At 39.5% G+C, this 26,955-nt stretch carries 27 protein-coding genes; all 27 read right to left on the reverse strand.

Annotated elements, in window-relative coordinates; translation table 11 throughout:
• Nucleotides 1-2 precede the first annotated feature (2 nt).
• Nucleotides 3-842 (reverse strand): ABC transporter permease, encoded by an 840-nt coding sequence (locus KHB02_RS19240; RefSeq protein ID WP_213145686.1) that lies wholly within the window; start codon nucleotides 840-842, stop codon nucleotides 3-5.
• 13 nt (nucleotides 843-855) lie between these two features.
• Nucleotides 856-1,626, reverse strand: a complete 771-nt coding sequence (locus tag KHB02_RS19245; RefSeq protein ID WP_213145685.1) for an ABC transporter ATP-binding protein — start codon at nucleotides 1,624-1,626, stop codon at nucleotides 856-858.
• Nucleotides 1,607-2,977: an LLM class flavin-dependent oxidoreductase gene (locus KHB02_RS19250; RefSeq protein WP_213145684.1), complete on the reverse strand. Its 1,371-nt coding sequence runs from the start codon at nucleotides 2,975-2,977 to the stop codon at nucleotides 1,607-1,609. The genes KHB02_RS19245 and KHB02_RS19250 overlap by 20 nt, the downstream gene beginning before the upstream one ends.
• Before the next feature lie 187 nt (nucleotides 2,978-3,164).
• Nucleotides 3,165-3,512 (reverse strand): hypothetical protein, encoded by a 348-nt coding sequence (locus KHB02_RS19255; protein ID WP_241113970.1) that lies wholly within the window; start codon nucleotides 3,510-3,512, stop codon nucleotides 3,165-3,167.
• Between the two features lie 31 nt (nucleotides 3,513-3,543).
• Nucleotides 3,544-3,696 carry a hypothetical protein gene (locus KHB02_RS19260; protein WP_241113971.1) on the reverse strand — a complete coding sequence of 51 codons (153 nt, stop codon included), beginning with the start codon at nucleotides 3,694-3,696 and terminating at the stop codon, nucleotides 3,544-3,546.
• A gap of 45 nt (nucleotides 3,697-3,741) precedes the next feature.
• Nucleotides 3,742-4,278: an NADPH-dependent FMN reductase gene (gene ssuE / locus KHB02_RS19265; RefSeq protein WP_213145683.1), complete on the reverse strand. Its 537-nt coding sequence runs from the start codon at nucleotides 4,276-4,278 to the stop codon at nucleotides 3,742-3,744.
• A gap of 71 nt (nucleotides 4,279-4,349) precedes the next feature.
• Nucleotides 4,350-4,568: a Fur-regulated basic protein FbpA gene (locus KHB02_RS19270; RefSeq protein ID WP_213145682.1), complete on the reverse strand. Its 219-nt coding sequence runs from the start codon at nucleotides 4,566-4,568 to the stop codon at nucleotides 4,350-4,352.
• Between the two features lie 233 nt (nucleotides 4,569-4,801).
• Nucleotides 4,802-5,563 carry an alpha/beta hydrolase gene (locus KHB02_RS19275; protein WP_213145681.1) on the reverse strand — a complete coding sequence of 254 codons (762 nt, stop codon included), beginning with the start codon at nucleotides 5,561-5,563 and terminating at the stop codon, nucleotides 4,802-4,804.
• A 200-nt stretch (nucleotides 5,564-5,763) separates the two neighbouring features.
• Nucleotides 5,764-6,513, reverse strand: a complete 750-nt coding sequence (locus tag KHB02_RS19280) for an ABC transporter permease (RefSeq protein WP_213145680.1) — start codon at nucleotides 6,511-6,513, stop codon at nucleotides 5,764-5,766.
• Entirely contained in the window at nucleotides 6,514-7,275 is a 762-nt protein-coding gene (locus tag KHB02_RS19285) for an ABC transporter ATP-binding protein (protein WP_213145679.1), read from the reverse strand. It lies immediately after the preceding gene.
• A 177-nt stretch (nucleotides 7,276-7,452) separates the two neighbouring features.
• Nucleotides 7,453-7,551, reverse strand: coding sequence for a hypothetical protein (locus KHB02_RS19290; protein ID WP_420848099.1), 99 nt, complete (start codon nucleotides 7,549-7,551; stop codon nucleotides 7,453-7,455).
• Between the two features lie 65 nt (nucleotides 7,552-7,616).
• On the reverse strand, nucleotides 7,617-7,958 hold the full coding sequence (locus tag KHB02_RS19295; RefSeq protein ID WP_213145678.1) for a DUF1048 domain-containing protein: 342 nt from the start codon (nucleotides 7,956-7,958) through the stop codon (nucleotides 7,617-7,619).
• Nucleotides 7,955-8,299: a PadR family transcriptional regulator gene (locus KHB02_RS19300; protein WP_213145677.1), complete on the reverse strand. Its 345-nt coding sequence runs from the start codon at nucleotides 8,297-8,299 to the stop codon at nucleotides 7,955-7,957. The genes KHB02_RS19295 and KHB02_RS19300 overlap by 4 nt, the downstream gene beginning before the upstream one ends.
• A 294-nt stretch (nucleotides 8,300-8,593) precedes the next feature.
• Nucleotides 8,594-10,210, reverse strand: coding sequence for an ABC1 kinase family protein (locus tag KHB02_RS19305; protein WP_213145676.1), 1,617 nt, complete (start codon nucleotides 10,208-10,210; stop codon nucleotides 8,594-8,596).
• Nucleotides 10,211-10,618: 408 nt separating this feature from the next.
• The gene (locus KHB02_RS19310; protein WP_213145675.1) at nucleotides 10,619-11,641 is read right to left on the reverse strand and encodes a DUF3231 family protein; all 1,023 of its coding nucleotides are present in this window, start codon (nucleotides 11,639-11,641) and stop codon (nucleotides 10,619-10,621) included.
• Between the two features lie 293 nt (nucleotides 11,642-11,934).
• A complete protein-coding gene (locus KHB02_RS19315) occupies nucleotides 11,935-12,390 on the reverse strand; it encodes a C40 family peptidase (protein WP_213145674.1) in 456 nt (151 codons plus the stop codon).
• Between the two features lie 440 nt (nucleotides 12,391-12,830).
• Nucleotides 12,831-13,016, reverse strand: a complete 186-nt coding sequence (locus KHB02_RS19320) for a hypothetical protein (RefSeq protein WP_213145673.1) — start codon at nucleotides 13,014-13,016, stop codon at nucleotides 12,831-12,833.
• Nucleotides 13,017-13,154: 138 nt separating this feature from the next.
• Nucleotides 13,155-13,610, reverse strand: a complete 456-nt coding sequence (locus KHB02_RS19325; protein WP_213145672.1) for an NUDIX hydrolase — start codon at nucleotides 13,608-13,610, stop codon at nucleotides 13,155-13,157.
• A gap of 216 nt (nucleotides 13,611-13,826) precedes the next feature.
• Nucleotides 13,827-14,417 (reverse strand): thermonuclease family protein, encoded by a 591-nt coding sequence (locus KHB02_RS19330; RefSeq protein WP_213145671.1) that lies wholly within the window; start codon nucleotides 14,415-14,417, stop codon nucleotides 13,827-13,829.
• Nucleotides 14,418-14,554: 137 nt separating this feature from the next.
• Entirely contained in the window at nucleotides 14,555-15,025 is a 471-nt protein-coding gene (locus KHB02_RS19335; RefSeq protein ID WP_213145670.1) for a hypothetical protein, read from the reverse strand.
• Nucleotides 15,026-15,091: 66 nt separating this feature from the next.
• Complete coding sequence (locus KHB02_RS19340; RefSeq protein ID WP_213145669.1) at nucleotides 15,092-16,132, reverse strand: DUF3231 family protein; 1,041 nt, start codon at nucleotides 16,130-16,132, stop codon at nucleotides 15,092-15,094.
• A 449-nt stretch (nucleotides 16,133-16,581) separates the two neighbouring features.
• The gene (locus tag KHB02_RS19345) at nucleotides 16,582-16,941 is read right to left on the reverse strand and encodes a hypothetical protein (RefSeq protein WP_213145668.1); all 360 of its coding nucleotides are present in this window, start codon (nucleotides 16,939-16,941) and stop codon (nucleotides 16,582-16,584) included.
• A gap of 213 nt (nucleotides 16,942-17,154) precedes the next feature.
• Entirely contained in the window at nucleotides 17,155-21,318 is a 4,164-nt protein-coding gene (locus KHB02_RS19350) for a 5'-nucleotidase C-terminal domain-containing protein (protein ID WP_241113972.1), read from the reverse strand.
• A 465-nt stretch (nucleotides 21,319-21,783) separates the two neighbouring features.
• Nucleotides 21,784-23,085, reverse strand: a complete 1,302-nt coding sequence (locus KHB02_RS19355) for an MFS transporter (RefSeq protein WP_213145667.1) — start codon at nucleotides 23,083-23,085, stop codon at nucleotides 21,784-21,786.
• Between the two features lie 489 nt (nucleotides 23,086-23,574).
• Complete coding sequence (locus tag KHB02_RS19360; RefSeq protein ID WP_213145666.1) at nucleotides 23,575-24,873, reverse strand: WD40/YVTN/BNR-like repeat-containing protein; 1,299 nt, start codon at nucleotides 24,871-24,873, stop codon at nucleotides 23,575-23,577.
• Between the two features lie 30 nt (nucleotides 24,874-24,903).
• Nucleotides 24,904-25,869 carry a hypothetical protein gene (locus tag KHB02_RS19365; protein ID WP_213145665.1) on the reverse strand — a complete coding sequence of 322 codons (966 nt, stop codon included), beginning with the start codon at nucleotides 25,867-25,869 and terminating at the stop codon, nucleotides 24,904-24,906.
• 237 nt (nucleotides 25,870-26,106) lie between these two features.
• The gene (locus KHB02_RS19370; RefSeq protein WP_213119301.1) at nucleotides 26,107-26,922 is read right to left on the reverse strand and encodes a lipid II flippase Amj family protein; all 816 of its coding nucleotides are present in this window, start codon (nucleotides 26,920-26,922) and stop codon (nucleotides 26,107-26,109) included.
• Nucleotides 26,923-26,955 lie beyond the last annotated feature (33 nt).

A 26,955-nucleotide genomic window follows, 5' to 3' on the forward strand; every position in this document is an offset into this window, starting at 1 on the left:
CGTTACCCCTTGAAATTATCCTGCCATTTTAATAGTCTTTTTTCGAATACCTTCACAATGGAATCTGAAACTTTACCAAATACAGCAAAAATGATAATCCCTACAAACACGATCGATGTTTGCGAGAATTGCCGTGCGTCCATGATGAGATAGCCGATCCCTTCACTGGAGCCCATTAATTCGGCCGCAACCAGCGCCAGCCACGCAACGCCTATGGACAATCGCAATCCTAATAATATGTTTGGCAGCGCTGAAGGTAAAATCAATCGTGTAATCAGCTGCCAGCGATTAAACTCCAATACTTTTGCCACATCAAACAATTTTGAGTCTACAGTTCTGATGCCTAAAAATGTGTTCACATAGAGCGGGAAGAATGCCCCTTTTGCAATCAACAATATTTTCGAAACCTCGCCAAATCCGAACCACAGAATGAACAATGGAATCACCGCCAGTGTAGGTATGGTTCTCAGCATTTGGATGGTCGGATCTACCGTTTGTTCAATATTCTTTTTAAAACCAACCGCCACTCCGACCAACAGTCCGAGGGTCCCGCCTAATATGAATCCACCTAAAGCTCTCCATAAGCTAATTTTAAAATGCTCTATTAAATTACCAGTTAAAACTAAATCAATAAAGGTTGTAAGGATCGCGCTGGGTCTTGGCAATAATATCGGGGATATCAGGCCCCAAGCCCCTGTCAGTTCCCAAATGACCAAAATGACAATTGGAAAAATAAATCCTTTTAACATGATGGTTACCTTGCCTAGGTCTCTCTTACTTTTTAAAACTCTCTTTTTTGAGGAGTTTACTTTATCCAAAGATATCGCTGATTGGTTACTCATTTTTGAACCTCCTTTAAATTCCGGCGCTATCGATTAACTCTAACTCTTCCACTTTTTCGAATTCCCCTAACACGAGCTGCCGGAACTCTTGAAAGGATTTGGTTGACTTTTTCCGTGGAATTGGCAAATCGATGTTGATTATGTTTTGAATCGTACCAGGCCGTGCACTCATAATAATGACTTTGTTTCCCAAATATATCGCTTCATCAATATCATGTGTCACAAAGACCATCGACGTTTTCTCTTCCTTCCAAATATCCAAGAGCGCATCCTGCATATGCGACCTGGTAAACGCATCTAATGCGCCAAAGGGTTCATCCAGCAGGAGAATCTTTGGTTTTCTCAGTAAGGCTCTCGCGATCGAAACTCGCTGCGCCATACCGCCTGATAGTTCCTTTGGATACGCTTTTTCAAATCCCTCCAGCCTTACAAGCTTGATTAGCTTATCTACATTCTCTTTTACTTCGCTATCCGATAATGGCAGGCTTGCTGCAATATTCCTTTCCACCGTCAGCCAAGGAAACAGTCGAGGTTCTTGAAAAATAACCCCTTGCTTGATGCTTGCACCGGTCACCCTTTCTCCATCTAATTTGATTTCACCTGAATACTCTATATCCAACCCCGCCATTGCTTTTAGGAGAGTACTTTTTCCGCAGCCGCTTGGCCCGATAATCGTAATAAATTCACCTTTTTTGACATGTAAATCAATGTTGTTTAAAACATGCGTCACATCCCTTCCTTTTACAAAGGTTTTATTTAATTGGTTAATTTCTAATAGTGTCATAGTAGTCTCCTTTTATTTTTTCAAAATGATTAGCTGGTCTTAATAGGCCAAGGTGATCTCGTAATGTTCGTCCCGTATATTCTTCTCTGAAGAGTCCCCTGTTCTGTAGTTCTGGAATGACCAAATCAACAAAATCCTCCAAACCGCCTGGCAAATACGGCGGCATAATATTGAAGCCATCCGCTGCACCATTTTCAAACCATTCCTGCAGCTGGTCCGCGATTTGAACAGGTGTTCCTTTAATTTCTCGATGACCCCTGGCACCCGCCACCCGCTGGTATAATTGACGGATTGTTAAATTCTCTCGATCTCCTAAATCCTTGATAAGTTGGAATCTTGTTTTTGCTCCGTTTATATCGTTGATACCCGGTAATTCTGGCAGCGGCTCATCTACTGGATAACCCGACAAATCAAAGCTAATAAGAGATGACAACAGCCCTACTCCTACTTTTTCCGGTATTAATTCAATCAGTTGTTGTTTCTTTTCATTTGCTTCTTTCTCTGTCCTTCCGATGACAGGAAACACACCTGGCATGATTTTCAAAGATTCTTCCGTTCGGCCATATTTCTTTAACCGGCCTTTTACGTCCCTATAAAAAGCTTGTGCCTCACCGATGGTCTGCCAGGCAGTAAAAATCACTTCTGCCGTCTTTGCCGCAAGTTCCTTCCCAGCTTCCGAAGAGCCTGCTTGAATTATTACCGAATGGCCTTGGACTGGTCTTGATATATTTAATGGTCCTTTTATGGAAAACCAATTCCCTTTATGGTTTAAGCGATGCACAAGATTGGGATCGGCAAATCTAGCCGATTCTTTGTTAATTTGTAGAGCATCGTCCTCCCAGCTATCCCAAAGCTTTCTGACCACGTCCACAAATTCTTCGGCTCGTTCGTATCTCAAACCATGCTGTAAATGATGTTCCTTACTAAAATTCAGTGCTTCTTCCTCACTTGAGGATGTCACCACATTCCAGGCTGAACGCCCGCCGCTAAGATGATCAATGGTGGCAAACTTTCGTGCGAGATGAAAGGGTTCATTATAGGTTGTCGATGCTGTGGCCGCCAAGCCAATATGCTTAGTTACGGCTGCTAGTGCGGCGAGCAAGGTTAACGGATCGGGTCTTACATTGACGCTCTGCTCAATGCCGACGCCATTTCGGTCATTTACCGCATAACCATCTGCGAAAAAGATCATGTCAAATTTGCCGCGTTCTGCTGTTTCTGCCAGTTTCCTATATAAATCAAAAGATAGAATCTGTTCTGTTGGACTTTCAGGATGCCTCCAAGAAGCTACATGATGGCCTGGAATCATAAAAAATGCCCCTAAATTCATTTGACGCTTTTGATTATTCATTACAATCGTCTCCCTTATGTTTTTTTATATAAAAAGGCCTACCTTTGAATTTGTATAAGGCAGGCCTTCGTTTGTACGATCGGCGGGTTTTGTTATTTGGGGCTCTTCGTTCGGACAGTTCCTCTTCATTTTTCACCGGTTTTGTCCGAAGCGACCCTTGGTTCGGACACTTCCTCTGCTTTTTTCATCAGTTTTGTCCGTAGGAACCCTTCTCATGATTTTTAATGAAGTCATTTAGTTTTTTCATTAGTCCTCCATGACCAAATCTTAAAAATTTAGTTGATTCGGTTTTATTTTCCTGGTAGGCAAAATCCAGAAATGCTAATATAAAAATCCTTCTAGGTGCAATCTGAACAATACCATACTCGAAAAACCAATCGTCAATCATGTTATATACTCCGCGATTAACACGGTATTGGTGGTTGCATTTTTGAAAGAAGTGTAGGTCTGGAAGATTTAAAAAATGGTTTGTTATTAAATTGTAATTCTCGGCTGACAAAGGTAACTCCAGATTGTTTATGCTGTTCTTTTGCATTTAAATACCTCCTATTCTCATCAAATCCAGCCTAAACCAAGCTTTTGGTGCTGATATTTAATATAGTGGCTTCGCCGTTTTTCGGGATGGTCTTTGTTGTTGCGTGTTGTTTAGTCCAGGTAATTAATAAAAATAAATACAGGATTAAGATGACTAAAATGAATTTGTTTAAGTGTGATTTCATTTGTATACCTCCAAGAAAGTCTTTTTGGGTATCCAAAAATTTGTATTAATTAATGGCCACTATCTTCTCCAGCAATTCCAGTACTGCTGATGCCAGCCGTTCTTCGAGCTGCGGATCGACAAATTTGATTTCATCACCTGTATAGCTAACCTGTGCGTCCACAATATAAACTCCTTGTAGAATTTCCCGTGCGCCCAGAACTGAAAATAAAGGTTTAAATGCATATTCAAGCGTTAATAAATGAGCAGGGGTTCCACCCGATGCAATCGGCAGCACTGTCTTTCCCGCAAGGCCTTTCTCGGGAATCAAATCAAAAAAGCTTTTTAAAATTCCTGGGTAACTTGCTTTATAGACCGGACTTACCACAATAAGTGCATCCGATTCCTCTACCAACTTTTGGGCCCGCTTGATTTCTGAATGGTTAAACTGTGCGTGAAGCAATGCTTCTGCTGGCAGATTCCTTACTGACAGGTGCTCCACCTTTGTTCCCTTTTCATCCAGGATATTTTTAATAAATGCAGCAACGGCAGCGGTACGTGAAACGCTTGTTGGACTGCCCGAAATAATTAAAATGTTTGTCATCTTTATCTGCTCCCTCTTTTTAAAAATTTAAAAATAAAAAGGCCCCTAACTCTAATAATAGTTAAGGACCTTCAGATGCCTGATCGGTCATATTTATTATGCCATTTGATTAACCCTAGATTCGTATGTGGATGGCAGGTTTGTATAAATCGCCTATATTCATTCTCCAATTCCGTAAGTGATAATTCAAAAAGATGTTTATCAGCTTTCTTATATACGTTAAATGCAATCAATTTATCAATTAAACTTTGACGTCTTTGTTCCACCGCTTTCCTAAGAAGGTTCCCCACTTAAAACACCCCTTATATTTAGTTAATGAAGACAAAAAGGCCCTGCAATGTTTAATCATGTGATTTCAACATTGCAAGGCCTTCAGTAGACTGATCGAACCTTTATTATTCCGATTGGTTAACTTTGAATTATAATTTATCAGCATTTTCCATCATTGTCAACAACAAATTGATGCACGTGGACGGTTCTCGTGTCCCAAAATGTTAAAACCATCCACGGCGAGCTTTTTAGTCTAAACTAAAACTTTTTTATCATTGATTTTCTCAATATATGTTTGTGAATTCTTAATGATTTCATCCTTGTCATAATCCATGGATGCCACATGGTAAGAATGATAAAGTGTCACCACATCTTTTTGTGTAGACCCAATATGATTGAATATATAATCCGTGCACTCGTGAGGAACTACATGATCCTCGAGCGATTTAAAGCAAAGGATAGGCTGTTTGACCGTTGGGATGATATCAGGCGTTTTCTTCATGAGCGCTTGGAGTTCATGAATGGACTGAAGTGGAACTTTGTTATAGGTTATTTCATGAACACCTTTTAATCTTATATCCGGCGAACCTTCAGGAAGAAATCGTGGTTTTGATTTTCCAACCAAATATTCATAGTCTGGTAAACTTAAAGCAGCGTTTATCGTAACAATTCCCTGTATATCCGCATATTTATTTGCCAGCCAAAGTGCTAATGCCCCTCCCATCGATTGACCAATGACAAAGATCGTGGAGCAGCGTTCCTTTAAAAACTTGTAACCTGCTTCCAGAGCTGAAAACCAGTCATGATGCGTAGTATTCTCTATGTCCCGATAATGTGTTCCATGACCTGTTAACCTTGGGGCATAAACCGTGTAACCCAGTTTGGAAAATTCTTGTCCCAAGTATTGCACACTTTGAGGAGTGCCCATAAATCCATGGGAAATTAAGATACCCGTATCGTTCCCTTCTATAAAAAATGACTCCGCTCCAGCCAAAACAGGATATTGTTCTTTCATCCCGCGTCCCCTCCTTAAACGACCATTTCCATTTTTCTAATTAACAGGATTATAATTCATATTATTCCTACCTGTCAACTATGAATTATTCGAAATATGGGGACGGTTCTCGGGTCCCAAGATCATTTAAGCAGCCTTCCATGTGGAGCAAATACTTTTATCGCAACGGCTGACTATTGATTTGGCTAATCATGGTGTACTTACCCTAACTGGCGTTTAAATTGTTTACTGGCGAAGAAGTAAGCGATGACCAGGATGCCGACGCACCAGGCAAGTGCGATCCAGATATCGTTGCCAACAGGCCCTTTATACAAGAGGGCACGAATCGCATTCACGATTGAAGTCACGGGCTGGTTCTCAGCGAACGCACGGACAGTTTTAGGCATGGTTTCGGTGGGGACAAAGGCCGAACTGATAAACGGAAGGAAAATCAGCGGGTACGAGTAGGCAGTCGCCCCTTCCAAGGATCCTGCTGTCAATCCGGGAATGACCGCCAGCCATGTCAGCGCCAGCGTAAACAGCCCGAGTATCCCAGCCACCGCGAGCCAATCCAGGATATCAGCGCTGGTACGGAAGCCCATCAAGAGCGCGACGAGGATCACCACCACGACAGTAAGCGCATTGGAAACAAGCGAGGTCAACACGTGAGCCCATAATACCGACGAGCGCTTGATGGGCATGGTAATGAAACGAGCCATCAGCCCGCTTTTTACATCCGTAAACAGCCGCACGGAAGTGTATGCCACACCGGATGCAATAGCCATCAGCAAGATTCCCGGCAATAAATAATTGACGTAGTTGTCCGTGCTTGACTCTATTGCGCCGCCAAATACGTAGACAAACAGTAGCATCATCATAATTGGCATAATCGCCACCGTGATAATCGTATCCGGGCTGCGCAAGATGTTGCGCATTAAACGCCCTAGTAATACCCCTGTTTTGCTTTTCATTTACATCTCCTCCTTTTTGCCGATGATCGCGAGGAAAATTTCCTCCAGTGTCGGCTGCTTCTCGATGTACTCCACTTTCGCTGGCGGGAACATCTCTTTGAGTTCGGTAAGGGTACCGGTCTTGATGATTTTTCCGCCATGCAGGATGGCGATACGGTCTGCCAGTTGTTCGGCTTCCTCCAGGTACTGGGTTGTCAGCAAGATGGTCGTGCCGCCACCGGCAAGCTGCTTGACGGTATTCCAGACTTCAATCCGCGCTTCGGGGTCCAGCCCTGTTGTCGGTTCGTCGAGAAAAATGACTGCTGGCGTCCCGATTAAGCTCATGGAAATGTCAAGCCTGCGTTTCATCCCGCCTGAATATTTGTCCGCCCGGAGGTTGGCCGCATCGGTCAGGCTAAATCTTGCCAGCAAATTGTTGGCGACTTGAGCGGGATTAGAAACTCCCCGCAAATTGGCGATCATCATCAGGTTTTCCCTTCCTGTGAGCATGCCGTCTAAAGCTGCGAACTGCCCTGTAAGGCTGATGCTTTGGCGAACATGTTCCGGTTGACGCTGGACGTCATAGCCGCAAATACTTACTTCGCCGCCGTCGGGCTTCATCAACGTAGAGAGGATGTTGACCGTCGTCGTCTTACCCGCTCCATTTGAGCCCAGCAGTGCGAAAATTTCGCCACGCCTCACCTCAAAATCCACCCCCTTTAAGACTTCCTTATCTTTAAAGGATTTTTTTAACCCTTTTACAGAAATAGCTGTATTGCTCATACTTTTTTCCCCCTTATAAAAGCGCAGCAAGGCACAAGAATGCCTATACTCCCCTACTTAGTCTGACTGATATTCAGTATTACTTACTACCGTGTTAAAAATATAACTGAATAGTGAAGGTGAACACATTACATTTGTAACCAGCTATTCAGTCGGTATGATCTATTGAATTTTCTTTTATCCCAATCGCTTCATGATACTCTGATTCAAATCTTCACGATACTTTTCAACATAGGTTTTAGCGTTTGCCGCTAGTTCTTCGACAAAGGAAGCCATGTCGTCATCAGTGACGGTTTGCGCCGTTAGTGTCGATGCTAGGAAAATCCACTAGGATTTCGCCGTTAGCCACGACCAATCGTATCGTTCAACTTCTTGCGATACTTATCCTTCCAAGTTTGCTCATCCTTCACTAGCTCGTCGCAGAAAGCCGCCACGTCCTCTCCCGTAAGGTCGGTGACTTTCTTGCCTTCCGCTGCTCCTTCCTCGAAGAGGTCGAGAATACCTATAAAGATACGGCTGCTGTCCTTCCAGTCGGTAGGGCCACCACCAGCTGTCCACATATATTTTTGAATAGCTTTGTAAGCGTTGTGGTATTCACTTGGAAGTGCCTTCGCACGTGTCTCCATCGCTCTCCATTCCCGCTTGTCATCCAGACTTCCGATAATTTTTTCAAAAATATTCATTTTACTTCTCTCCTCTTGATTTTGTTAGTTTTGAGTTCGTTAATTTTACCTGAGACGAATTCCCATTTTTTCCAAAATATTTTAAGTTGCTCTTGACCTGCTGCGTTGAGTGTGTAAAATTTTCTCGGCGGTCCCATAGTGGATGGCTTTTTCTCAATGTCCACTAGATTGTTTTTCTCAAGCCTTATTGTAATCGTATAAACTGTGCCTTCAACCACATCAGTGAAGCCAAGTTCTCGCAGCCGTTGCGTGATTTCATATCCGTAAGTTTCGCCACGGCTGATGATTTCAAGCACACACCCCTCAAGCACCCCTTTCAGCATTTCCGTGATATTTTCCAATTTGTTACCTCCATGTATATTTTACTTATATTTTTTTCAGTACTCTGTAACACAGGTATTTTGTGTTACTGACTACTAGTATATAGTATTACTGAATAGAGCCGTTTGTCAATAAAACTTTTCGTCAAAAAAGCCCGTTTTTACGACTTCAAAGGTGCTTTTATCAAATTTGACAGCTTAGAGTAGTCGCAGAAGCAGCCCCTTCTTTTCGGAGCAGTTACAACTATTCAAATAAGTTTTCTCTCGTTAAAATCACTTAGAATAATCTTTTTGTTACAATAATCATTTATTCTACTATCTTCGCTTTTCATGCATATACTTCATCCATTTTCTCTGTTTATAACTACAAATAAAATACCCGAAAAAAGACACGACGGTTACTCCACAGGACATCTGCCATATAAGAGAGCTAATTGTATAAATACCTACTACAATTCCTGTGAATCCGATTAGTGTTAATTGAAATAACTGCTTTTTATGATTTTCATAAATAGTAAACTGAAACTGTCTTCTTTGCTCAATCTCTTTTAACAATTCTAATTTTTGAGGTGCATCTAAAAATTCCATAACAGAATGGAATATTTTAAAAATCGGTTGTAATTGAATCCATTGCCACACAAAGGACCATTTATTCCCTTGTTTCCCCAGCCACTCAATAAACACAGGTTTCAATAAATCAATTAGTTCAGAATCTGCTGTCAAATTTCGAATAATCCCTTCAATCGTTACAAAAGATCGGCCTAAAAAGACAAATCTTGTTGGGACTTGTATTGGCAAGGCTTGGAGTAAATCATTCATTTCCATTTTTAAAGCAAATATGTCCATTTCTTTTAATTGAGATGGCTGTATAGCGATCAATTCAGCTAATAAACGCTCAATTGTTCTTGACTCAGCTTCAGGCAGCAAAAATCCTAAATGGATCAAACAATCAACAGCTTTCGGATAATTTTTCGAAAGAATGCTTTGGATTAACCCTTGAAAATAAGCTGCATCCTGTTTAGAAATCTCCCCCACCATTCCAAAATCAAGCAAGATAATCTTACCTTCCTTTGATATTAAAACATTACCTGGATGTGGATCTGCATGAAAAATACCTGGTTCAAGCCATTGAGGAAGGAATACTTTGAAAAGCCTCTTGGCAAGCTCCTCTCGGCTTTCTGTTAATAGATTTAACCCCTTCATATCAGTGAGCTTTATACCTTCAATCCATTCCATTACAAGGACATTTGGGGTGCTAAGTTCTGGGTATACCGAAGGAATCTGCACGACATTCATATCCTTAAATCGTTCTCTAAAAAAAAGAATTGTGTCTAATTCCTTTGAGTAATCAAGTTCACGCTCAATCACTTGTTTAAGTTCTTTAAACAGAACTTTAAAATTAATGAACCCTTTTGGCATGGGAACAAAGTGATCAGCAAACCAAATGATAATGCTTAAAGTACGGAAATCTGTTTGAATCACCGAATCAATATTAGGGCGTTTTACTTTAATGGCAACCTCTGTTCCATTTTGCAGCACCCCCTTATATACTTCTCCTATCGATGCAGAAGCAATTGCCGTTTTTTCGATTGAGATAAAATTTTTATTTAGTGAATTCCCCCATTCCTTTTCAAGGATTTCCTTAATTTCAATCCAGTTTGATGGAGGAACATGGTCCGTAAGATCTTCAATTTGATGAATAAAAGCACTGGGTAATAAATCAGCACGGGTACTTAAAAACTGTCCGATTTTGATTAGCAGTCCCTCTAATTCAAATAGGGTTTTTCTAAATCGTTCTCCAATTTCACCCCATAGTATTTCCCACTTGTCTTTAGGTTTTCTTCGAATTTTATACCAATAGATTTGAAGGAAGATAATAAAGGCCATAAAAAGCAACTTTCTTGTTCGAGTTAACTTGTTTCTCGTTTTCATTAGCACCCCTCTTTTCTTATAACTATTTTGTTTTGACTTTATAGAAAAAAGCCTGTAACAAAAGGACATAAAAAATCCTATGGTGACAGGCTCCTCCAGAAAACACGCTATTTTATTACTTAAACTATATCATAATTATTGTTTGGATTTTTCCTTTTTTTGAACTTTTTAACAATATCTCTTTAAGCTTTCCGGCAAAATTGGTTTTAATTTAAGATTAAATTTTAAATTTTTTCACAAGAAATTTTATAGGTGTTCCTTGTAATTAACTTAAAAATGGTTAGTACTGAAATTGGGTCCAATGGCTGACATTACAGCCCCCAAAATTAATATATCAGGAAAGTAGATAAATCCAAATGGAAATGAAAAAAGTCCTTATGCTTATTTACAGAAGGACTTTAAATATGTTTATAAATGATTCTTTTTTCTAACTAGTTCATCTCTATCCGAGGCCATTGGAGGCTGTTCCAACCATCCATTTTTTATCATAATATTAGCTCCATCTTCAGCAAACAACTGCACTTCTAAAGATAGCCTGTTATACATTGCACTAATATCACCTCTTGGACTTTGACTGACAGCTGTACCGTAATACCCTACGCTCAAAGTAACCAAACCAGATGTGTAGAACATCATAAGTTTATCAGAAAATGTATACGCTGTACTATTCGTTATTTCCGAATCCCATCCCATAGGTGCAGGGAGTTTACTTTCCTCTAACTTTCCTCTAAATAATTTCATATGTTTATTCCCAATTTCTAAACCTTTTAAAAAGAATTGGTTTACATCCTTATTTTGTGCAACCTGACTAAATCCAGTGAGTGCCGCAACTCCCAAAGCGTTTCTTTGGAGATTGGCAAATAAATTGTCTACTTCAGCAGCTGTTAATGGTCTTTTCTCTCCAAACACATCTAACATAAACCATTGCTTTTTCACAAATTCAACCTTTTCTAAATTAGGCAAGCTGGGAGACCTGATAAATAATCCTTTTGACAATAATAATTCCGTTGAATTATTATATAATTGCATTGTTTCGGCAAGGCATTCCATGTAATAGTTTTTAATGTCATTTCTTACAGATGCTGCTACACTGCCAGCATATGATGTGAGACCAATCTTAGACATTTGGTTTATAAAATTAAGTACAAAACTGTCAGAATAAAGTCTAGGAGCGGATAAATCTACATCCTCATTTATACTAAAACCATATGGAACTACATTTTTTTCCTCTGTTAAAATAGCTGTAATCTTTTGGATATGTGATTGAGATAAATCTAAAGCATATTTAATTAGAGGCTTAATTTCTTCATCTTCAGCTTTTTCTAAAAAAAACGAAAGAACACATATGCTTGAGCTATCATTTAAGTATTGTATCCAAAGTTGAGCAATCTCACCTGCTGTTAGCCTGATCTGGTTCCCTTTTTCCTCCATAAGTAACCTCCAAAAAAGATCTACTAAAAAATACCTTCCCCATAAATTACGTATAGTATGTATTAGTTACCTTATAACACTCAACCCTGTAAGCACCCCAAAAGTCAGAATTCAGCTCTAACTTTTGGGGTCAGTACAGAAGTGTAGCTCTTTTCTCTCATGCCCCCGTTTGTTTAATAAGAGCTTAACCCTCAAGATTTTCAATTTCTTTCAAAAAACCCTATTTTAGGAGTAGTTTTTTTAGTTAAGAAAAATACTATTAAATGAAAAAAGACCATCGTCATCGATGATCTTTATACTCGCTTTGCTCCAATATATCTAGGATGCCAATATGGGTTGCTTGTGTAGGTGATAATGACCCCTTTTGATGAGGATGCCATGATCATTTTCCCGTATCCTATATAGATAGCAACATGGGTTGGAGCACTTGCTTTGGATGGTCCATAGAAAAGTAAATCACCTATCTGCAAATTAGATGCTCGATATCCGTTTCCATAGTACATTTGGGCAGCAGTGCGATTAAGCGTTCTTCCCGCTTTTCCGTAAGAATATTTCACAAGACCTGAACAGTCAAATCCGCTTGGCGACATCCCGCCCCATCGGTAAGGAACTCCGATATTAGATTTTGCAATCGAAACCGCTGCTGTATGATAATTATAAGTTGCTGCTTCCGCGTTATCACCCTTGGCGGCGAACAAAGAGCCACAAGAAGCTAAAATGGTAAAGGCTACGATGAATTTCTTTAGCATGATTGTTTCCTCCTAGTGTGATTTGATAGCTTCACTATACTAGAAAGGTATAACAGACTCATCACAACAATATGATAATCTCATTACAAAGTTTTTCTAATATAATTAAAAAGCGCTAATTAATTATTTTTTACATGTTCAGAGCTGCTTTCTTTTTGCTATTAACCTGCCCTCTTTTGCTGAACAAGAAAAGCGATTGCTCTTATTGAACAATCGCACCCGTTTAAGTGTATTTTTTTACAATCTAGTTTTTTTAACAAGAAAAAAGGTGACTTATTAAAAGCATCGAACCTGTTTGTAAGTAAAATACTATTTATCTTTTAACTCTTTAAGAAATTCTGGGTCAACCCAAATACTTTTAATTTTGTAACCACTCAAATCATTATCTTCTTCAATGTTACCTGGTTGAATCATTTTCAAAAATTCATTGAAAGATGGTGCTATACTTGCTTCGTCATTAATCTACTTTTTGCTTTCTCAGCAGCTTCATATGGTGTACCGCCATGTTCGATAACAGCCTTTTTACCCATTCGAGCATAAACCTTAACTCTGTGTCTCACATTATAAACCCTAAAACAAATTCCATCCTCTTCATATGCAATTACAGCTGCCATTGGACTTTTCATACATTCACAACCTTTCCGATAATACAGAGTAATTCTGCATTTTTATGAATACTCCTTGTGAATGTTTTGTTACATTTATTCTTGCAGCCTATCATAAGTTTATTAAATAAAATTACCCGTTAGTTCAACAAGGGCGATTCAAATTAGTTGCTCATTATACACGCCAATCGGGTATATTTTCTCTTGTAATAAGTTATTAATTATTTGCTTTATTACACTGGGTTCTCGTAAGTCTTTATTTTCAAATGTTACAAGTTCATTTACTTTTATCCACTTGCTGTCAGAAATTACATCTTCTTCGAGATTTAGGGAACCTCCTGTAACCTCTCCAACAAAATGAAATAAAATAACTTGATTATTTGTATTACTAACAAAATTATATACACCAGTGGTACCAATTAGTTTTACATCAAACCCTGTTTCCTCTTTAACTTCCCTCTGAGCTGAATAGAGAATGTCCTCACCGTTTTCGACATGACCAATTGGAAAGTTCCACTTATCAATTGCAGTAGGTTTATTTTCTTTTATAATCAAGACTTTATCGTCATTAAAGATTGACACACTTGCTACTAAAACAATTCCATCTTGCGACATCTGAGTTCTCCCCAATTCCCTCTTAAAATTAATTTATCTCTATTATACCTGTTTAGCTTTTTTTCACTAACCTCCCAATAGCACAATAAGAAAAAGTGATCCTACGGTTATTGAAGCACCTAATAAGGCTCCTAAACTATTCAACAAAAATTTCTATCTAACATTTTCGTTAAACAATACTCAAATTTGTACCTGCACCCAGAAAACCAAATTTTATCAATCTAAACATCCATTAAATCCCCATTTCGTCACAAACCCTGGACGGCTCCAGATGTTAGCTTTGTTGCGTATGGCTAGCCGTTCATCGTCCTTAAATAAAGTTAGATATTTATAGGGAGGATTCATTACGTAAGCCACCCGCGCGAATCCTTCCTTCAGCAGGCTTTCTTGAACCGACTTTCCATCGACATACACATAGGCTAGCAACCGACCGTAAGAATCCCTTGTGTTCCCCTCTTCCCATTCCAAAGTCAAGACTCCTGACTTCACCAGCTCGTCATTCCTTGAAAAAGCTTCTTTCGCATAAGGCTGGGTGCACATTCCCGGCTTTTTCGATTCCGGGGTATCAATCAATAAATAGCGGACCGCTTCAACTTTTCCGTTCACTCTTGCACGGATTGTATCTCCATCGATGGTTTCTACTAGAACCGTCGGTACCCGCTTCTGTGTATAAAACGTAGACGCTATTGCAGGAGTCATTTCTCTATTCTGTTGAACGCTGCTCCATTTGTTTTGGAGGGATTCCGGCTGCAATGCCAGAAGGGCTGCTCCTGCGATAAGGGTCAAGCCGGCTATTTGCTTTTTCATTAAGCTTCCCCTCCCTGCCTGCTCCGGCAAATTCTAAACAATCATCGTCTCCTTGTTTTTTCACCCTTTATTTAGTCAAATGAATCGAAAAAGGACAGGGTCTGGTCGGGTAAAAAAACGATGCAAAAAAGTGTACCTTAATCATCCGGTACACTTTTACTAAAAAACTTTTTCAATAATGCTTTTAATACTATACCTATAACAACACCTGGAACCACGCATAACATTGGAAACCAAACTGTTCCCAAGGGAAACCCAAATATCTTTACCTTTGCTGAATACATAAGGCCCACAGTAACGAAAAAAGCACATAGAACAAAGGGTAAGAACGAATAAGGTTCTTTACCGCCACCTGCATCTTTAAATGAATCCCACATGGCAAAAAAATAGACACACGGATAAAACATTAGCCATTGGTATTCTGTCTTGTCAATGGCTCTTTCAATTTCACCGTTAAAACTAAGCAAGATTAATTCATTAAAATGAGATTGACCATTAATAAGAAATTCTAATGATATAAATATGATTCCTTTAAGGTATTTTCCATTCAGTAATTGACCAAATCCAGGGAGTGCGATACTCCATAACAATTTTTCTTTTGGATTCAAATCTTTCTAACCTTTTTCTTTTAGATTTTTTAGAACAAATTGTTAGGCCATGAGAATATGGGATGGTTACTCCTTTTTAGCTAACTTATTTCTTTCAACGGCATAGGGGGGCTGCTCCATCCAACCGTTCTCCACCATGATCTCTGCTGCATCTTCAACAAATGATGCAAGGCGCAATAATGACTTTGTGTACATAAGCCCTATATCATGTCTACCATTTACTGCCTCAGAATTTCCAAATGCCCTAATTTTCATAGAGAACATATCCATCTTATGAAACAACATTAATTTATCTGAAAATGGGGCAAAAGTTGATTTTGTAACCAAATGGTCAAGATAAGATGGCGTAGGCAAATCTTCTTTATGGAGTTTTTCCATGTAGGCTTCAACATGTTTATGAGTCATTTTCTTCCCGCGAATAAACAGCTCTCGAATCCTTTCCGATTTTACCACTTGGCTAAAAGCCATAATGAGTGCTTTACTTGTTACATTATTTTCAATATTGTCGTAAAGGTGAGTAATTTCTAATGCGTGTAATGGCCGTACATCTCCCAAAAAACCATTTAAAAATTCTTTTTGAACAAATTCCACTTTATCGGGTACTGGAATAATCGGGGGTTTGATAATAAGACCTTTACCCATTAATATCTCTTTGATTTGTTTCATCAAAGCAATGGTGGAATCCAAACAATAAATAAAGAACTCTTCTACATCCTTTCTATAAACAAGCGGTATTGCAATGTGATATATGCTCAACCCCGCTTTGGAAGCATATTTAAGATAATGAACATAGTATTCATCTTCAAATAAACGAGGAGCACCAACGTTTAGATCTTCTTCTACGGAAAAACCTTTCGGAATCGGGAAATTTTCCTTATTGAATATTGCTTCTGTTTTTTTCATAAAATCCGTGCTTAATTTTAATGCGTTCTCTAATAATGTCTTAATATCTTGATCCTCAACATGTTGAAGGAAATAGCGTAAAATGCATCCTGACATACTGTTACCCATATAGGTCGCCCAAAGTTTGCCCATTTCTGCTGAAGTAAGATTTTCAGTTAGGTCCGTTTTTTCTGAACTTATATTAATTGGCGTTAGCGGTTCCATTAAGAAAAATCTCCCTTTTCGAGTTTTGAGTTAGTATTCTCCTCCATTCAAATCATATTCGGGATAACTTAATCTAAATTGAGGCATGGGGACGGTTCTTTTGCCTCACTTTAGCCTAAAAAGTGAGGCATGAGAACCGTCCCCATGCATCCGACGTATATTTTTCTTATTTTCAAATTGGATAAACCATTAAATCGTTCTGAAAGAGCTTTTAGATTGCTATGTAGGCTTATGGATATATCTGGTCTGGTCATAACTCGATTCCTTTTTAATTTTTGTATGACCTGCTGTTTATAAAATTTGCTTATATAATGAATACTTCTTGTCTTATTTAACAGTCCTAACCATTTCAAATTAAATTAATAAAAACCAAGTGTCTCCACTTATTGTAGAAACGCCTGGTTTTTAGAGACATCATACTGGGTTTAATTTTTTTATATCAGCAATTGTTAATAATGGGGGTAATAATGGTGGTGAAATGGATATGGGTATGGATGGCCATATCCAATGCCTGGTCCGCCAAACCCAAGTCCAGGATAATAACCTAAACCTGAGCCTGGTCCGCCTAAACCAAGTCCTGGTGCGAAACCAACGCCCGAACCCGGACCACCTAAGCCCATACCTGGATAAAAACCAGGTCCAAATCCTGGTCCCCCAAAACCAAGTCCTGGTCCAAAACCTAACCCTGAGCCTGGTCCACCTAAACCAAGTCCTGGTGAAAAGCCTACCCCCGAGCCTGGTCCACCCAAACCTATTCTTTCATCAATTGGAATATGGACAATATAATTTATATGATTATACGGACTCACTTTCATCCTCCTCATTTCCTTTTCCATTAGAGCATATGCTTATTTGGGATAAATTCCTGGGTATTCGTCCTGAATCTTCAAATTATATATGACATATGCGGATGAGTATTTATTTTAGCTAACCTTCTCGTTCCTTGAATATACGGTTTCTGTAATATTGTGTTTAAATACAAAAAGGCAGGTTGCCCAAACAGGAACCTGCCTTCACACTTACTATTCGTTTTTCTTTAATACGTCAACAACAGTTTCCTTACTAACATTGCCAGCAGCATCTGTAGCCGTTACCGTTAAGAAATTCTTATGTTTTTGCTTTGGTATAGATACCATAAAATTACCGTTTGCATCTGCTGCAGCTGTGCCTAGCTCCACATTGCCCATCATGATCTTAACAATTGCACCGGCTTCTGTTGTACCTGTGACAACCGTATCATTATGAATGACAGGATCAACCTGTGGAGCATCTGGTGCAGTTACATCCTTAACTGTCACGACTGTCGCTTCACTCACATTGCCAGCTGAATCTGTTGCCGTAATAGCTAACTCGGTTCCAGCTGCTTGTTTCGCAATCTCGATGACAAAACTGCCGTCCTCCAAAGCCGTACTTGAACCAAGAATGGTTCCATCAACAGACACTTCTACCGTTGAACCTGCTTCGGCCTTGCCTGTTACTTTAGTCGATTGGTCAGAAACTTCGTTTACAAAAGGAGCCTCTGGAGCTACGGTGTCCGCAACTTCTTGCACGATTCTACCTTCAATCACTGGTGAAACCGGATTGAACTTTTCTAAATAGGAAGTAAACACTTCAAAGTCTACAATGTATAACTCTGTGATCCGTCCTTCGTCCTTAGCAGTTTTAAACATTCCGTATCCATCGCCACCGTCCGCAGTGAAGGCATTCGTCGCTATTCGATATGTTTTATCCAGTTGGAGTTCTTCATAACCATTAGCCGTTAAAGCCTCGACATACCAGACGCGTTCACCAACTGGTTTCGCTGGATCGTACTTGAACTTTAGTCCTGATACCTGCATGAATCCACCTGCACCAGGCGCGCTCACACTATGCTCTAAGGCAGCAAGAATTTCTTTTCCTGTTAGGTCAAGAGTGACTAGGCTGTTGCCGAAAGGCAGTACCGTTAACACTTCTCCTAATGTAATATCTCCTTGATCAATGGAGGCACGGATTCCGCCGCCATTTTGCATGGCGATATACGTTGGGATGAACTCATTGGCTTTAGCTGCCATTCCGTCTGCAATTAAGTTTCCTAGGTTCGTTTCCTTGCTGCGAACATCAGCACGTTCACCATTTAATGCTACAGATGTACTTCCTACCACCTGCTTTTGAAGTTCTGTTAATGGAGCTTTATACTCCTCCACCTTCGCTTTTGCAGCTGCATCCTCTGCATACTTACTTAAATCCTTTAGTTCACCGGCGTAATCAGAAATCACACCATTTTCGTCGAATGTTACATCCACAACACCAAGGTATTTTAAATACTCGTTGGCTTGGACAATTAGTGTCGGTTCCGCTTTTTCGACAACCACTGGAACATCTAGTTTTGTATGGGAATGCCCGCCAACAATGACGTCAATCCCGTCTACCTTTTTCGCTAAATCCAAATCTGGTTGATAGCCTAAGTGGGATAAAGCAATAATTTTGTTTACACCTTGTGCTTCAAGCCTTTCAACTGTCTCATTGGCTTTTTCGACTGCATTTTCAAAAACAATGTCGTCGCCAGGATTCGCCAGGAATGTTGTATCTTCTGTTGTTAATCCAAATATCCCTACCTCTTCTCCATCCACTTTTTTAATAATGGCCGGGAAGATTTCCCCTTGTTCATTCGTTCCACCGAGTGAGGTATTGAATAGCGGTCCTAATTCAGGATCTTTTGTCATGTTTACGTTGGAAGACACAATTGGGAACTCTGCCTGCTTGATAAAGTTCGCAAGAGTGGCCGAATCCTTATCAAACTCGTGATTTCCAAGAGTCATAGCATCAAAGCCTAGCTGATTCATAAAATACAAGTCTGCCAGACCTAGATACTGTCTGAAATATAAGGTTCCTGAAAACACATCCCCAGCGTTTAGCAACAGGTTATTTTCCTTCTGGAAACGCACTTCGTTCACAGCCGTAATTAGCCGTGGGAATTGCTCTACATAAGCATGTGTATCGTTTGTATGAAGAAGTGACAGCGTAAATGGTCCTTTTTCCACACTTAAATCTAATTGAGCAACCAATGCATCATGGTCACTAGCACGTCCATGCTCTTCCATATACGGAGAGTTAAAGTTCACGATATCAAGCTTTGCTGACTGAGCTAAGTTATTAGAGACTAAAATATGATCCAACACTTGTGCATTTCCTTGATAGTTGTATGTGTATCGCTCAGAAGCAGGCAGCGTTTCAACTAAGTTCGTTAGGTCATCACCTTTTAATGCTGCTAGTGGTGCTGAAAACTCAAAATCGTTTAAGTCGCCTAATACTACTACATTTGCGTCCTCGTTCTTTTCTTTTATGTTAGAGACAAAGTTATTTACGATCGTTGCAATTTGCACACGTTGTGCTTCACTTTCAAGGAACGGCGGTTGATTTTTTCCAAATAAAGGCTGATCTCCACCTTTTGAGTTGAAGTGATTGTTAATGACAATAACTTCTTCTCCTTGGAAAGTGAACTCCGCTGCAAGCGGCTTACGGCTGCTGTTAAATGCAGCATTAGTTGGATCAATGCGGCCAGGGTTTAATGTCAGAGAACCATTTTCGTAAGCGACTGCTGTTGTGGCATTTCCCTTAGGGGCATCGTTCAGCGTCACACGAGCAGGATTGTAAAGATATCCTACACGAATATTTCCTCCCGGTACTCCACCGTCTTTCCCGTCCACTGGTGCGATGTCTGTCCAAGCATAGGCTGGTCCGCCAAAGCCTTTGATTGCATCACTTAATGCCTTATAGTTTGCATCAGCTTTGACAACACCGTTATTCGTTTCCCCACTTTCGTCAAGTACCTCAACAAGACCAATGATATCGGGAGATCCTAAGTTCTCGACCATTGATTTTGCTAGCTTATCGCGCTTGGCAGTGTCTGTTGCTACAAAGTTTTCGATATTGTAACCAGCGATGGTTAGTTTGTCTTCTTCTTTTTGAATCGTCGTTACTTCATTCGTTCTTGGGCGTTCTACTAGGTTAGGTAGATTAGCTGCTTTTGTGAGAATCTTAAAGTTACTAAACGTATAACTGACCACTCCTGTGACAGTCCCATCAAAGGAATCCCCTGCTTTCGTTACATAGCTCCGGTCATCAAGCTGAAGAAGCATTTTCTCAGGATTTTGATTTTCTTTTGTTAAAAGAGGAGTTCCTTCTTTTGTATATGCTTTTCCATCCACATGACCAGTAATGACAGGTACTTCTCCATATTTCTGTGGTCCTGTTACAGTCGGATTTTCAATGGATACAAGCATTCCTTCTAAGCTTTCATAAAAATCAATGCCATCTTCTGCTGGGTCAAATGTACCAAATCGATCGTTGTCGATGACAGAAGTCGGCGGTATCGCGTCCCTACCAATTACGATTGGGGCCGGAAGCTGATTTCCACCAGAAACCTTTGTAACCTTGCCTGATTGGGCATTAATTTCTGTCATGGCTAAATCGGTTTGCAGTTTCTCTGCATAACCATCTAGTACCCACTCTTTAACAAGGCCTGAAACGGTTACGCTATCCCCCACTGCCACACCATGGGATGGCTTGTAGACAAGAACGCCTTCTGATGTATTAGAGTTGTTATCTGGGTTTGGATCCTGCATGTAAAAATTGCTGCCGTCTACTACGTAGGTAACGATCCCAGGTACATCTACGACATTTTTATCTTTATAAGGTGAAGTATGTGATTGACCTTGGATGTCGCGAATTTTTAAGCCTATTTCGCCAGTTCCGGGTTCATCAGGTGGTGGTGTTGTGCCATCAAACGAAATGGCCGTTGGAGATTTTAGGCCAGGTACTGAAAAATAAGCTTCAAGCGAACCCGTTACAAAAACCTTTTTACCTACAATCGAGGGATTCGTTAATAATCCATAAGTTGAGCGGAAACTACTAGGGATTTGAACAGGTAGTATTTTCGTTGCGTCTCTTTCCGTAGGGCTATCAGCAATGGCGAAGTTTGTATCATCTTTAAATGGAGCCTCAAAATCATATGTAGCTTTTCCACCACCGCCACCTGTTGTATAAGCTACAATATAACCTGTCACAGTGGCTGTCCCAGTATTATTCGCAATTGCCTGAGCAACCGTAATAGTTTCAGCCGCTTGTGCCCGATATGGGAGAACCATGCTGATTAACATGACAAACATAGTCGTTATAGCAAATAACTGTTTTCTAAGCCTCTCCACGTGTGTTCCTCCTTTAAATTTGTTTATTTATTACCCTCTATAAAATAGTACTTCCAAATAATCTTCTAAATCTATCAATATATCCTCCTTTCTCTTGTAGGAAGCACTAGAGGTATACTACTAATTTACCATTTTTTCTAGTTATTTCCTTTCGTTTAACTGAATTTTAACCCTCACAAAACAAGGCGTTAACAATTTTTACAAAAGAAAATATTGAATTTTTAACTTTAAACTTATTATAATATTTTCCAATTTCTTCTTAATGAGAACAAGTACCTAGACCTTACCTCTTATATCGACTATCTGCTAGCGTAATAATCATTGAAACATATTTTGCTCAAACAAAAAAATACGACGGTATAAGCCGTCGTATCAACCTAAATACCAGAAGAAATGGTATGGTGGTCAAAGATTCATATTGTTGGGGGGCAGCCAGGAAAATGGATGCCGTCCTTTCACTCATTATTATAGAGACTTGTTCGCCGTTTCCTTGGTTTTTAACAAAGCAATAAATGCTATTAAGGAAGCGGCTATTAAGTAGAAGGCAGGTGCAAATTTGTTGTTTGTTTGAAGAATGAGAAATGTAGCAATGAATGGTGCAGTTCCACCAAAAATGGCGTTTCCCAAGTTGAAAGACAATCCAAAGCACGTAAAGCGTACAGAGGTTGGGAACATCTCTGATAAGAACGTGGCGAGCACGCCATCATTTCCGGCCAATATGGCCCCAAGGAAGATCTGTGCAAACACGGCGTAAACTCCTCCCAAGGGTAGAAGCATGAAGGCCGGATAGGAAAATAAAATAAACAATAAACTGGCTCCAATCAGCACTGGCTTCCTACCTATGCGATCTGCAAGTGTACCAACAATAGGTAGAAAAATTACATAAGTTCCAAGTGAAGCGATGGTCGACAGTATTGATTTAACACTGTCAAAGCCCAACTCATTAGTAAGGTAGGTCGGCATGTAACTAAGAATAGTATAAAAACCAACGGCATTGAGGCAGATTACTCCGAAAGCAATGATGATCTTTCTCCAGTTCTGACGAATGCTCTCGAAAACTGGATCCTGCGGCTTTTCATGGTCCATCTCTTTAAAAGCAGGCGTTTCTTCAACTCTCGTCCGCAAATACAAGGCGATTAAACCTAGAGGACCTGATACAAGAAAGGGAATACGCCATCCCCAGCTGTGCAATGCATCCTGATTTAGAGAAAATTCAAGACCTGCAGCTGTTAAAGCCCCTAGTAACAGTCCTGCCGCGGTACTCGCCGGCACAACACTGACAAGAAGTCCCCGGCGTGAACTCGGGGCATATTCGGCAATAAACAAGGAAGCTCCAGCATATTCACCCGATGCCGAAAAACCTTGAACAAGACGGCAGAGAAGCAGTAACGCGGGTGCGGCCATTCCTATCGTAGCATAGCTGGGAATTAGCCCAATTAGAAATGTCCCAAGTGACATCATGATGATCGTAAGAGTCAAGATCCGCTTTCGCCCAAGCTTGTCACCAAAATGTCCCCAAACGATTCCCCCTATTGGCCTTGCGATGAAAGAGATGGCAAACACCCCGAATGTACCTAACAATGCGGCTCGTTCGTTCCCGGGGGCAAAGAAGACTGCAGCGATGACCGTAGCTAGATATCCGTATGAAGCGTAATCAAACCATTCAATCAAATTCCCCATACCTGCTCCAAAAACAACTTTCTTTACGTCCGAGTAACTGACTTTCTTCGTTTCTATCGTATTTTCGGCTATTTGTTGGACTTCCACCTAGTATTACCCCCTTGTTTTACAAATCTACTATCAAACAAACTATTCCCATAATTCAGATAATTTTAGTTATTTAAAGACCTTTGGAAACTAAATTCCAAAGGCAAACAAATAACAAAACGACGTTTTGTTTTACCTATATCGAAATCGCTTACAAGTAGAATAGCATAGTAATATTTTTACAACAATTGGTATCAAACGCTAAACTTATTGTTAAAATTCCGAATATTTTGTATTTATTGGACAAAGATACCAAACTTTGCAATCGACTATTTTATTGAGAAAGGTTTACTGTCGTATAATCTGCTGTTACTGTCTGAAAAACTAATAAATCCGAAATGGTACAAAGCCCTGATTCTAATGGCACATTTCTGTAGATTTTCAATAAATATTTATCCTATTTTATGATGTTTTTATTGCGTTTTAATGATAATTCCCAAAAAAAAGCATTCCTCATGACAAAGAAATGCTCCATAAAACCTAGCCTATTCACTTTTTCCTTGCACCAAGCACCCCATCTGGATCGACTAAGCCTGCAAAGGACCATGTCTTACCTTGATCCTGAGAGGTAAACTTTGCCAATACCTTCCCTCCCAAATAATCCCCTTCTGGACCTTGATTCACTAATAAAATTCCTTCATTTCCGTTAAAAGCAGGAATCTCTGCTATTGTGAAATAACCCTGATATTCTTCCGGTATCGGGACCTCGACGCGTTCCCAGTTGACTCCTCCGTCTGTAGTCCTATACAGGTTTGGCACTGGCGGCTGATCTTCAAAGCGATATTCCCCAAAGGAGATAAATCCTAATTGGTCGTTAATAAAACCCCCGTCCGTCACTAAAGAATAGACGTCTTTCGCCGGTCCAACGTTATACCATGACTGGCCGCCATCGTTGGTTTTAAAAATAAAGTGTGCCTCCCAACTCATCGTTTTATCACCTGTAACGATGAGATAACCATCCTTACCCGATGTGAATCCCAGTATTCGCAGCCTTAATGAAGGTAGCTGGTCTGAAACCAACACTTCATCCCAGGATTTCCCTTTATCCCTACTAATCAGAACCGTCAAGCCTTTGTTAAGTACAAACGCTGTTATCTCCGATGTAATCACATAGCTGCCATACAGCAATTTTTGATCCGTACTGCCTAATAAATCTTCAACCGCAACAGGAACTACCTTCCAACTTTTACCGCTATTATAAGTGACCCTTAGCTTATCATCCTTAATCTCATAATTTATTTTTTTCGATGGCTCTTCAATTCCGGCATTCTCTCGATATTCTTCCATCGTTTCAACAGGCGGCAGTCCGATTTGCGTATCGGTTGTTCTTTCAATATTTGTTAACGTGTACGTTAAATTTTCTTCCTTTTTGATGCTTAGTTTCCAAACGATATTTTGAACGAAACGATCATCCTGCATCTTTCCCCAACCGTAATCGATTTTTGGTGTTCCTTCAGGTAACTGAACTTGAAAAACGACCGCCGCAATAAAATAGTTCTCATCCCCCGATAACTTGGTAAATCTGGTAAAGCTCTTATTGGTAATCGCTCCTTCACTCACTAACTGATTCATGAAATCAAACCAGATTCGGTAAGCAATCGTTTCTGGTTTTTGATCACTTTCTTCTACCTGGACTGTGTAAGGGAGTTTACTGTTTATATCTACCTTTTTTACTTCAACTGGTTTCGTATTGGGATTTTCATGAACCCCATTAAACATTTGGAAGATAATGAAGATAACAATTAATATGGAACTAAAAAGGATTAATCTACTTTTCGTTTTTTTCAATGGAATTCATCCTTCATTCAAAATATAAAATTATTCTTCACGAAAAAATGGTTTATATATATACCGCTGTGGAGGAATCATATCCTCCTTGCCTGGAATGTATAAGGAGATGGTTGGTCCTGAGTTTCCTGGGTCAGCTATGGAAGGAATAGCCTTGCCTTTTTCATCTATATAGTGAATCCCATCCCTAGTAATCCCCCAGTTTCTTATTCCTTTATACAGTACAGCATAACGTCCTTCATTCCACCGTTTTACTTCCTCTTTAACGGGTATCCATTTCAGCATATTGATGACGATCGATAAATCGTTATTCGGATCATAAACCGTTGTTCCTTCCCCGTTCCAATCTTGTTTATGGATTTTTACCTTATTGTTCTTTTTTTTATCAAAATAAATTAAATATCCTGATTGCAATTTCTTGTCTTGGTCAAAGCCGTAAATATAAATATAAATTTCTGCGATTGTCCCATCCTTTTCAAAGTCTATCCTTAAATCATTGGTCATTAGATACGGTTCCAGCTTCATCTTCTCATTGACAGAATCGATTATCCCATCTAGCTTTGTTGTGTAAAAATTATCATTCTCAAGCTTGACCCGTGTCTCTGTTTTTAACTCCTGGATTTGCCAGGCTAAAGTTCCGTTAAAATTAACCGCATTAGATCCAACATAATATCCTCCAACCATCGTAACCAGTGAAAAGAGTATAACTGTCCATTTCCAAAAGTTTGGATGAACAGGCTTAGCGTTTATCTCTCTTTTCACTAGCTTACGATAGGTAACAAAAATATGGATAAACATAAATAATAGCAGAAAGCTGATTCCTATAAAAATCGGAATATTCGTTTTCAATTGTCCTATTTTTGTAATGGTGTAAAGAATTCTCCACCACATGATATATAGTAGAAGGATAAACAAACTGCTCTTACTTCCCAAAAATAAATCTCGCAACATCAGTCGTCGATATAATTTTTTTGTCAATTTATTTTCAACTACCATTCATATAACCCCTTTGAGTCAAATTGCATCCTGTTTCAAATTCTTCCACTAAACTATCATATTAAAATAATACCTATTCCAATATATAGAAGGCAAAATAAAAATACTGTATCCCAATATGGAAGACAGTATTTTTGAATTTAATGAATATAATCATTTAGTTACAGAGGCAATAATGCTCTTTTCCTCTCATGATAAAAATATCCCGGCAGAACCCCCTCTGTTGAACAAGAACTATTAAATCCACTTAGCAAACCAAGCTACATAGTATGCTGCAGGGATAAATAGTAGTTGAGCAACAATTGTCCCCAGGAATTTAGAGCTTATCATCGTCAGAGAATAGCTTTTTAAGTAAATGTAATCGGTTTGCTTTTTCATTACTCGATCAGCTAACACCGACGCTTTGGGGTCAATAAACAATGTCAAAAGAATCGTTGCTATACCATTAATAATTCCAGATGACATTAATGCTGCTTGAGCATAATCTTTAGGAACTAACATTGAAGCATAAATTGAAGATAGAACGCCAATCGTAAAAACAGCTGAAATGATGACATTAATCACAAAGAGCCGTTTTGGAATGGTTTTTAAGGTAATTCCCTTCAGATATGCAAATCTCGGCATCCTTAAACACATAAAAACTTTTCTTAAGCCATTTCGATTGAATTGATGAACAAACAGCGCAATGATTGAACCACGTTGATTTGAAAGTTGAACAATGGCTCTTGAAAAGATATTGATAAACGTTGGAAATAAAAGTATCCCCAACAAAACCCCTATGGAGGTCACAGCTATTAAGATCCTATATTGTTCCTCTATAAAGTGCAATTTGTTTACATCAGGTGCCTCTGCAATAAGTTTTGCTGTAAGAGGTTGTTGAATCATTGTGGAAAACCTTGAAACAATCACCAATGTACTAAACAAAGATAAAGCAGTGGCGATTAATCTTACTCTGGCTCCTGAAATTCTTGTTGAATAAGCTAATGTTTCAATCATGGTAATGATCAATAAAAACAGAGCGATAATTATAACTTTTCCTGAAATAAGTCCCATAAATAACCCCTAAAAAAATATGATAGCCGTATT

This window comes from Neobacillus citreus (assembly GCF_018343545.2).
In the GTDB taxonomy this organism is placed as follows: domain Bacteria; phylum Bacillota; class Bacilli; order Bacillales; family Cytobacillaceae; genus Neobacillus; species Neobacillus citreus.

Bases quoted from the DNA above. Each gene is read 5' to 3' on its own strand.
- KHB02_RS19305 (WP_213145676.1), bottom strand. From the start codon at position 10,210: ATGAAAACGAGAAACAAGTTAACTCGAACAAGAAAGTTGCTTTTTATG.
- KHB02_RS19280 (WP_213145680.1), bottom strand. From the start codon at position 6,513: ATGAAAAGCAAAACAGGGGTATTACTAGGGCGTTTAATGCGCAACATC.
- KHB02_RS19260 (WP_241113971.1), bottom strand. From the start codon at position 3,696: ATGAAATCACACTTAAACAAATTCATTTTAGTCATCTTAATCCTGTAT.
- KHB02_RS19325 (WP_213145672.1), bottom strand. From the start codon at position 13,610: ATGTCGCAAGATGGAATTGTTTTAGTAGCAAGTGTGTCAATCTTTAAT.
- KHB02_RS19315 (WP_213145674.1), bottom strand. From the start codon at position 12,390: ATGCTAAAGAAATTCATCGTAGCCTTTACCATTTTAGCTTCTTGTGGC.
- KHB02_RS19275 (WP_213145681.1), bottom strand. From the start codon at position 5,563: ATGAAAGAACAATATCCTGTTTTGGCTGGAGCGGAGTCATTTTTTATA.
- KHB02_RS19340 (WP_213145669.1), bottom strand. From the start codon at position 16,132: ATGGAACCGCTAACGCCAATTAATATAAGTTCAGAAAAAACGGACCTA.
- KHB02_RS19285 (WP_213145679.1), bottom strand. From the start codon at position 7,275: ATGAGCAATACAGCTATTTCTGTAAAAGGGTTAAAAAAATCCTTTAAA.
- KHB02_RS19295 (WP_213145678.1), bottom strand. From the start codon at position 7,958: ATGAATATTTTTGAAAAAATTATCGGAAGTCTGGATGACAAGCGGGAA.
- KHB02_RS19245 (WP_213145685.1), bottom strand. From the start codon at position 1,626: ATGACACTATTAGAAATTAACCAATTAAATAAAACCTTTGTAAAAGGA.
- KHB02_RS19290 (WP_420848099.1), bottom strand. From the start codon at position 7,551: ATGGCTTCCTTTGTCGAAGAACTAGCGGCAAACGCTAAAACCTATGTT.
- KHB02_RS19365 (WP_213145665.1), bottom strand. From the start codon at position 25,869: ATGGTAGTTGAAAATAAATTGACAAAAAAATTATATCGACGACTGATG.
- KHB02_RS19320 (WP_213145673.1), bottom strand. From the start codon at position 13,016: ATGAAAAGTCCAATGGCAGCTGTAATTGCATATGAAGAGGATGGAATT.
- ssuE (WP_213145683.1), bottom strand. From the start codon at position 4,278: ATGACAAACATTTTAATTATTTCGGGCAGTCCAACAAGCGTTTCACGT.
- KHB02_RS19310 (WP_213145675.1), bottom strand. From the start codon at position 11,641: ATGGAGGAAAAAGGGAACCAGATCAGGCTAACAGCAGGTGAGATTGCT.
- KHB02_RS19370 (WP_213119301.1), bottom strand. From the start codon at position 26,922: ATGGGACTTATTTCAGGAAAAGTTATAATTATCGCTCTGTTTTTATTG.
- KHB02_RS19240 (WP_213145686.1), bottom strand. From the start codon at position 842: ATGAGTAACCAATCAGCGATATCTTTGGATAAAGTAAACTCCTCAAAA.
- KHB02_RS19330 (WP_213145671.1), bottom strand. From the start codon at position 14,417: ATGAAAAAGCAAATAGCCGGCTTGACCCTTATCGCAGGAGCAGCCCTT.
- KHB02_RS19250 (WP_213145684.1), bottom strand. From the start codon at position 2,977: ATGAATAATCAAAAGCGTCAAATGAATTTAGGGGCATTTTTTATGATT.
- KHB02_RS19255 (WP_241113970.1), bottom strand. From the start codon at position 3,512: ATGCAAAAGAACAGCATAAACAATCTGGAGTTACCTTTGTCAGCCGAG.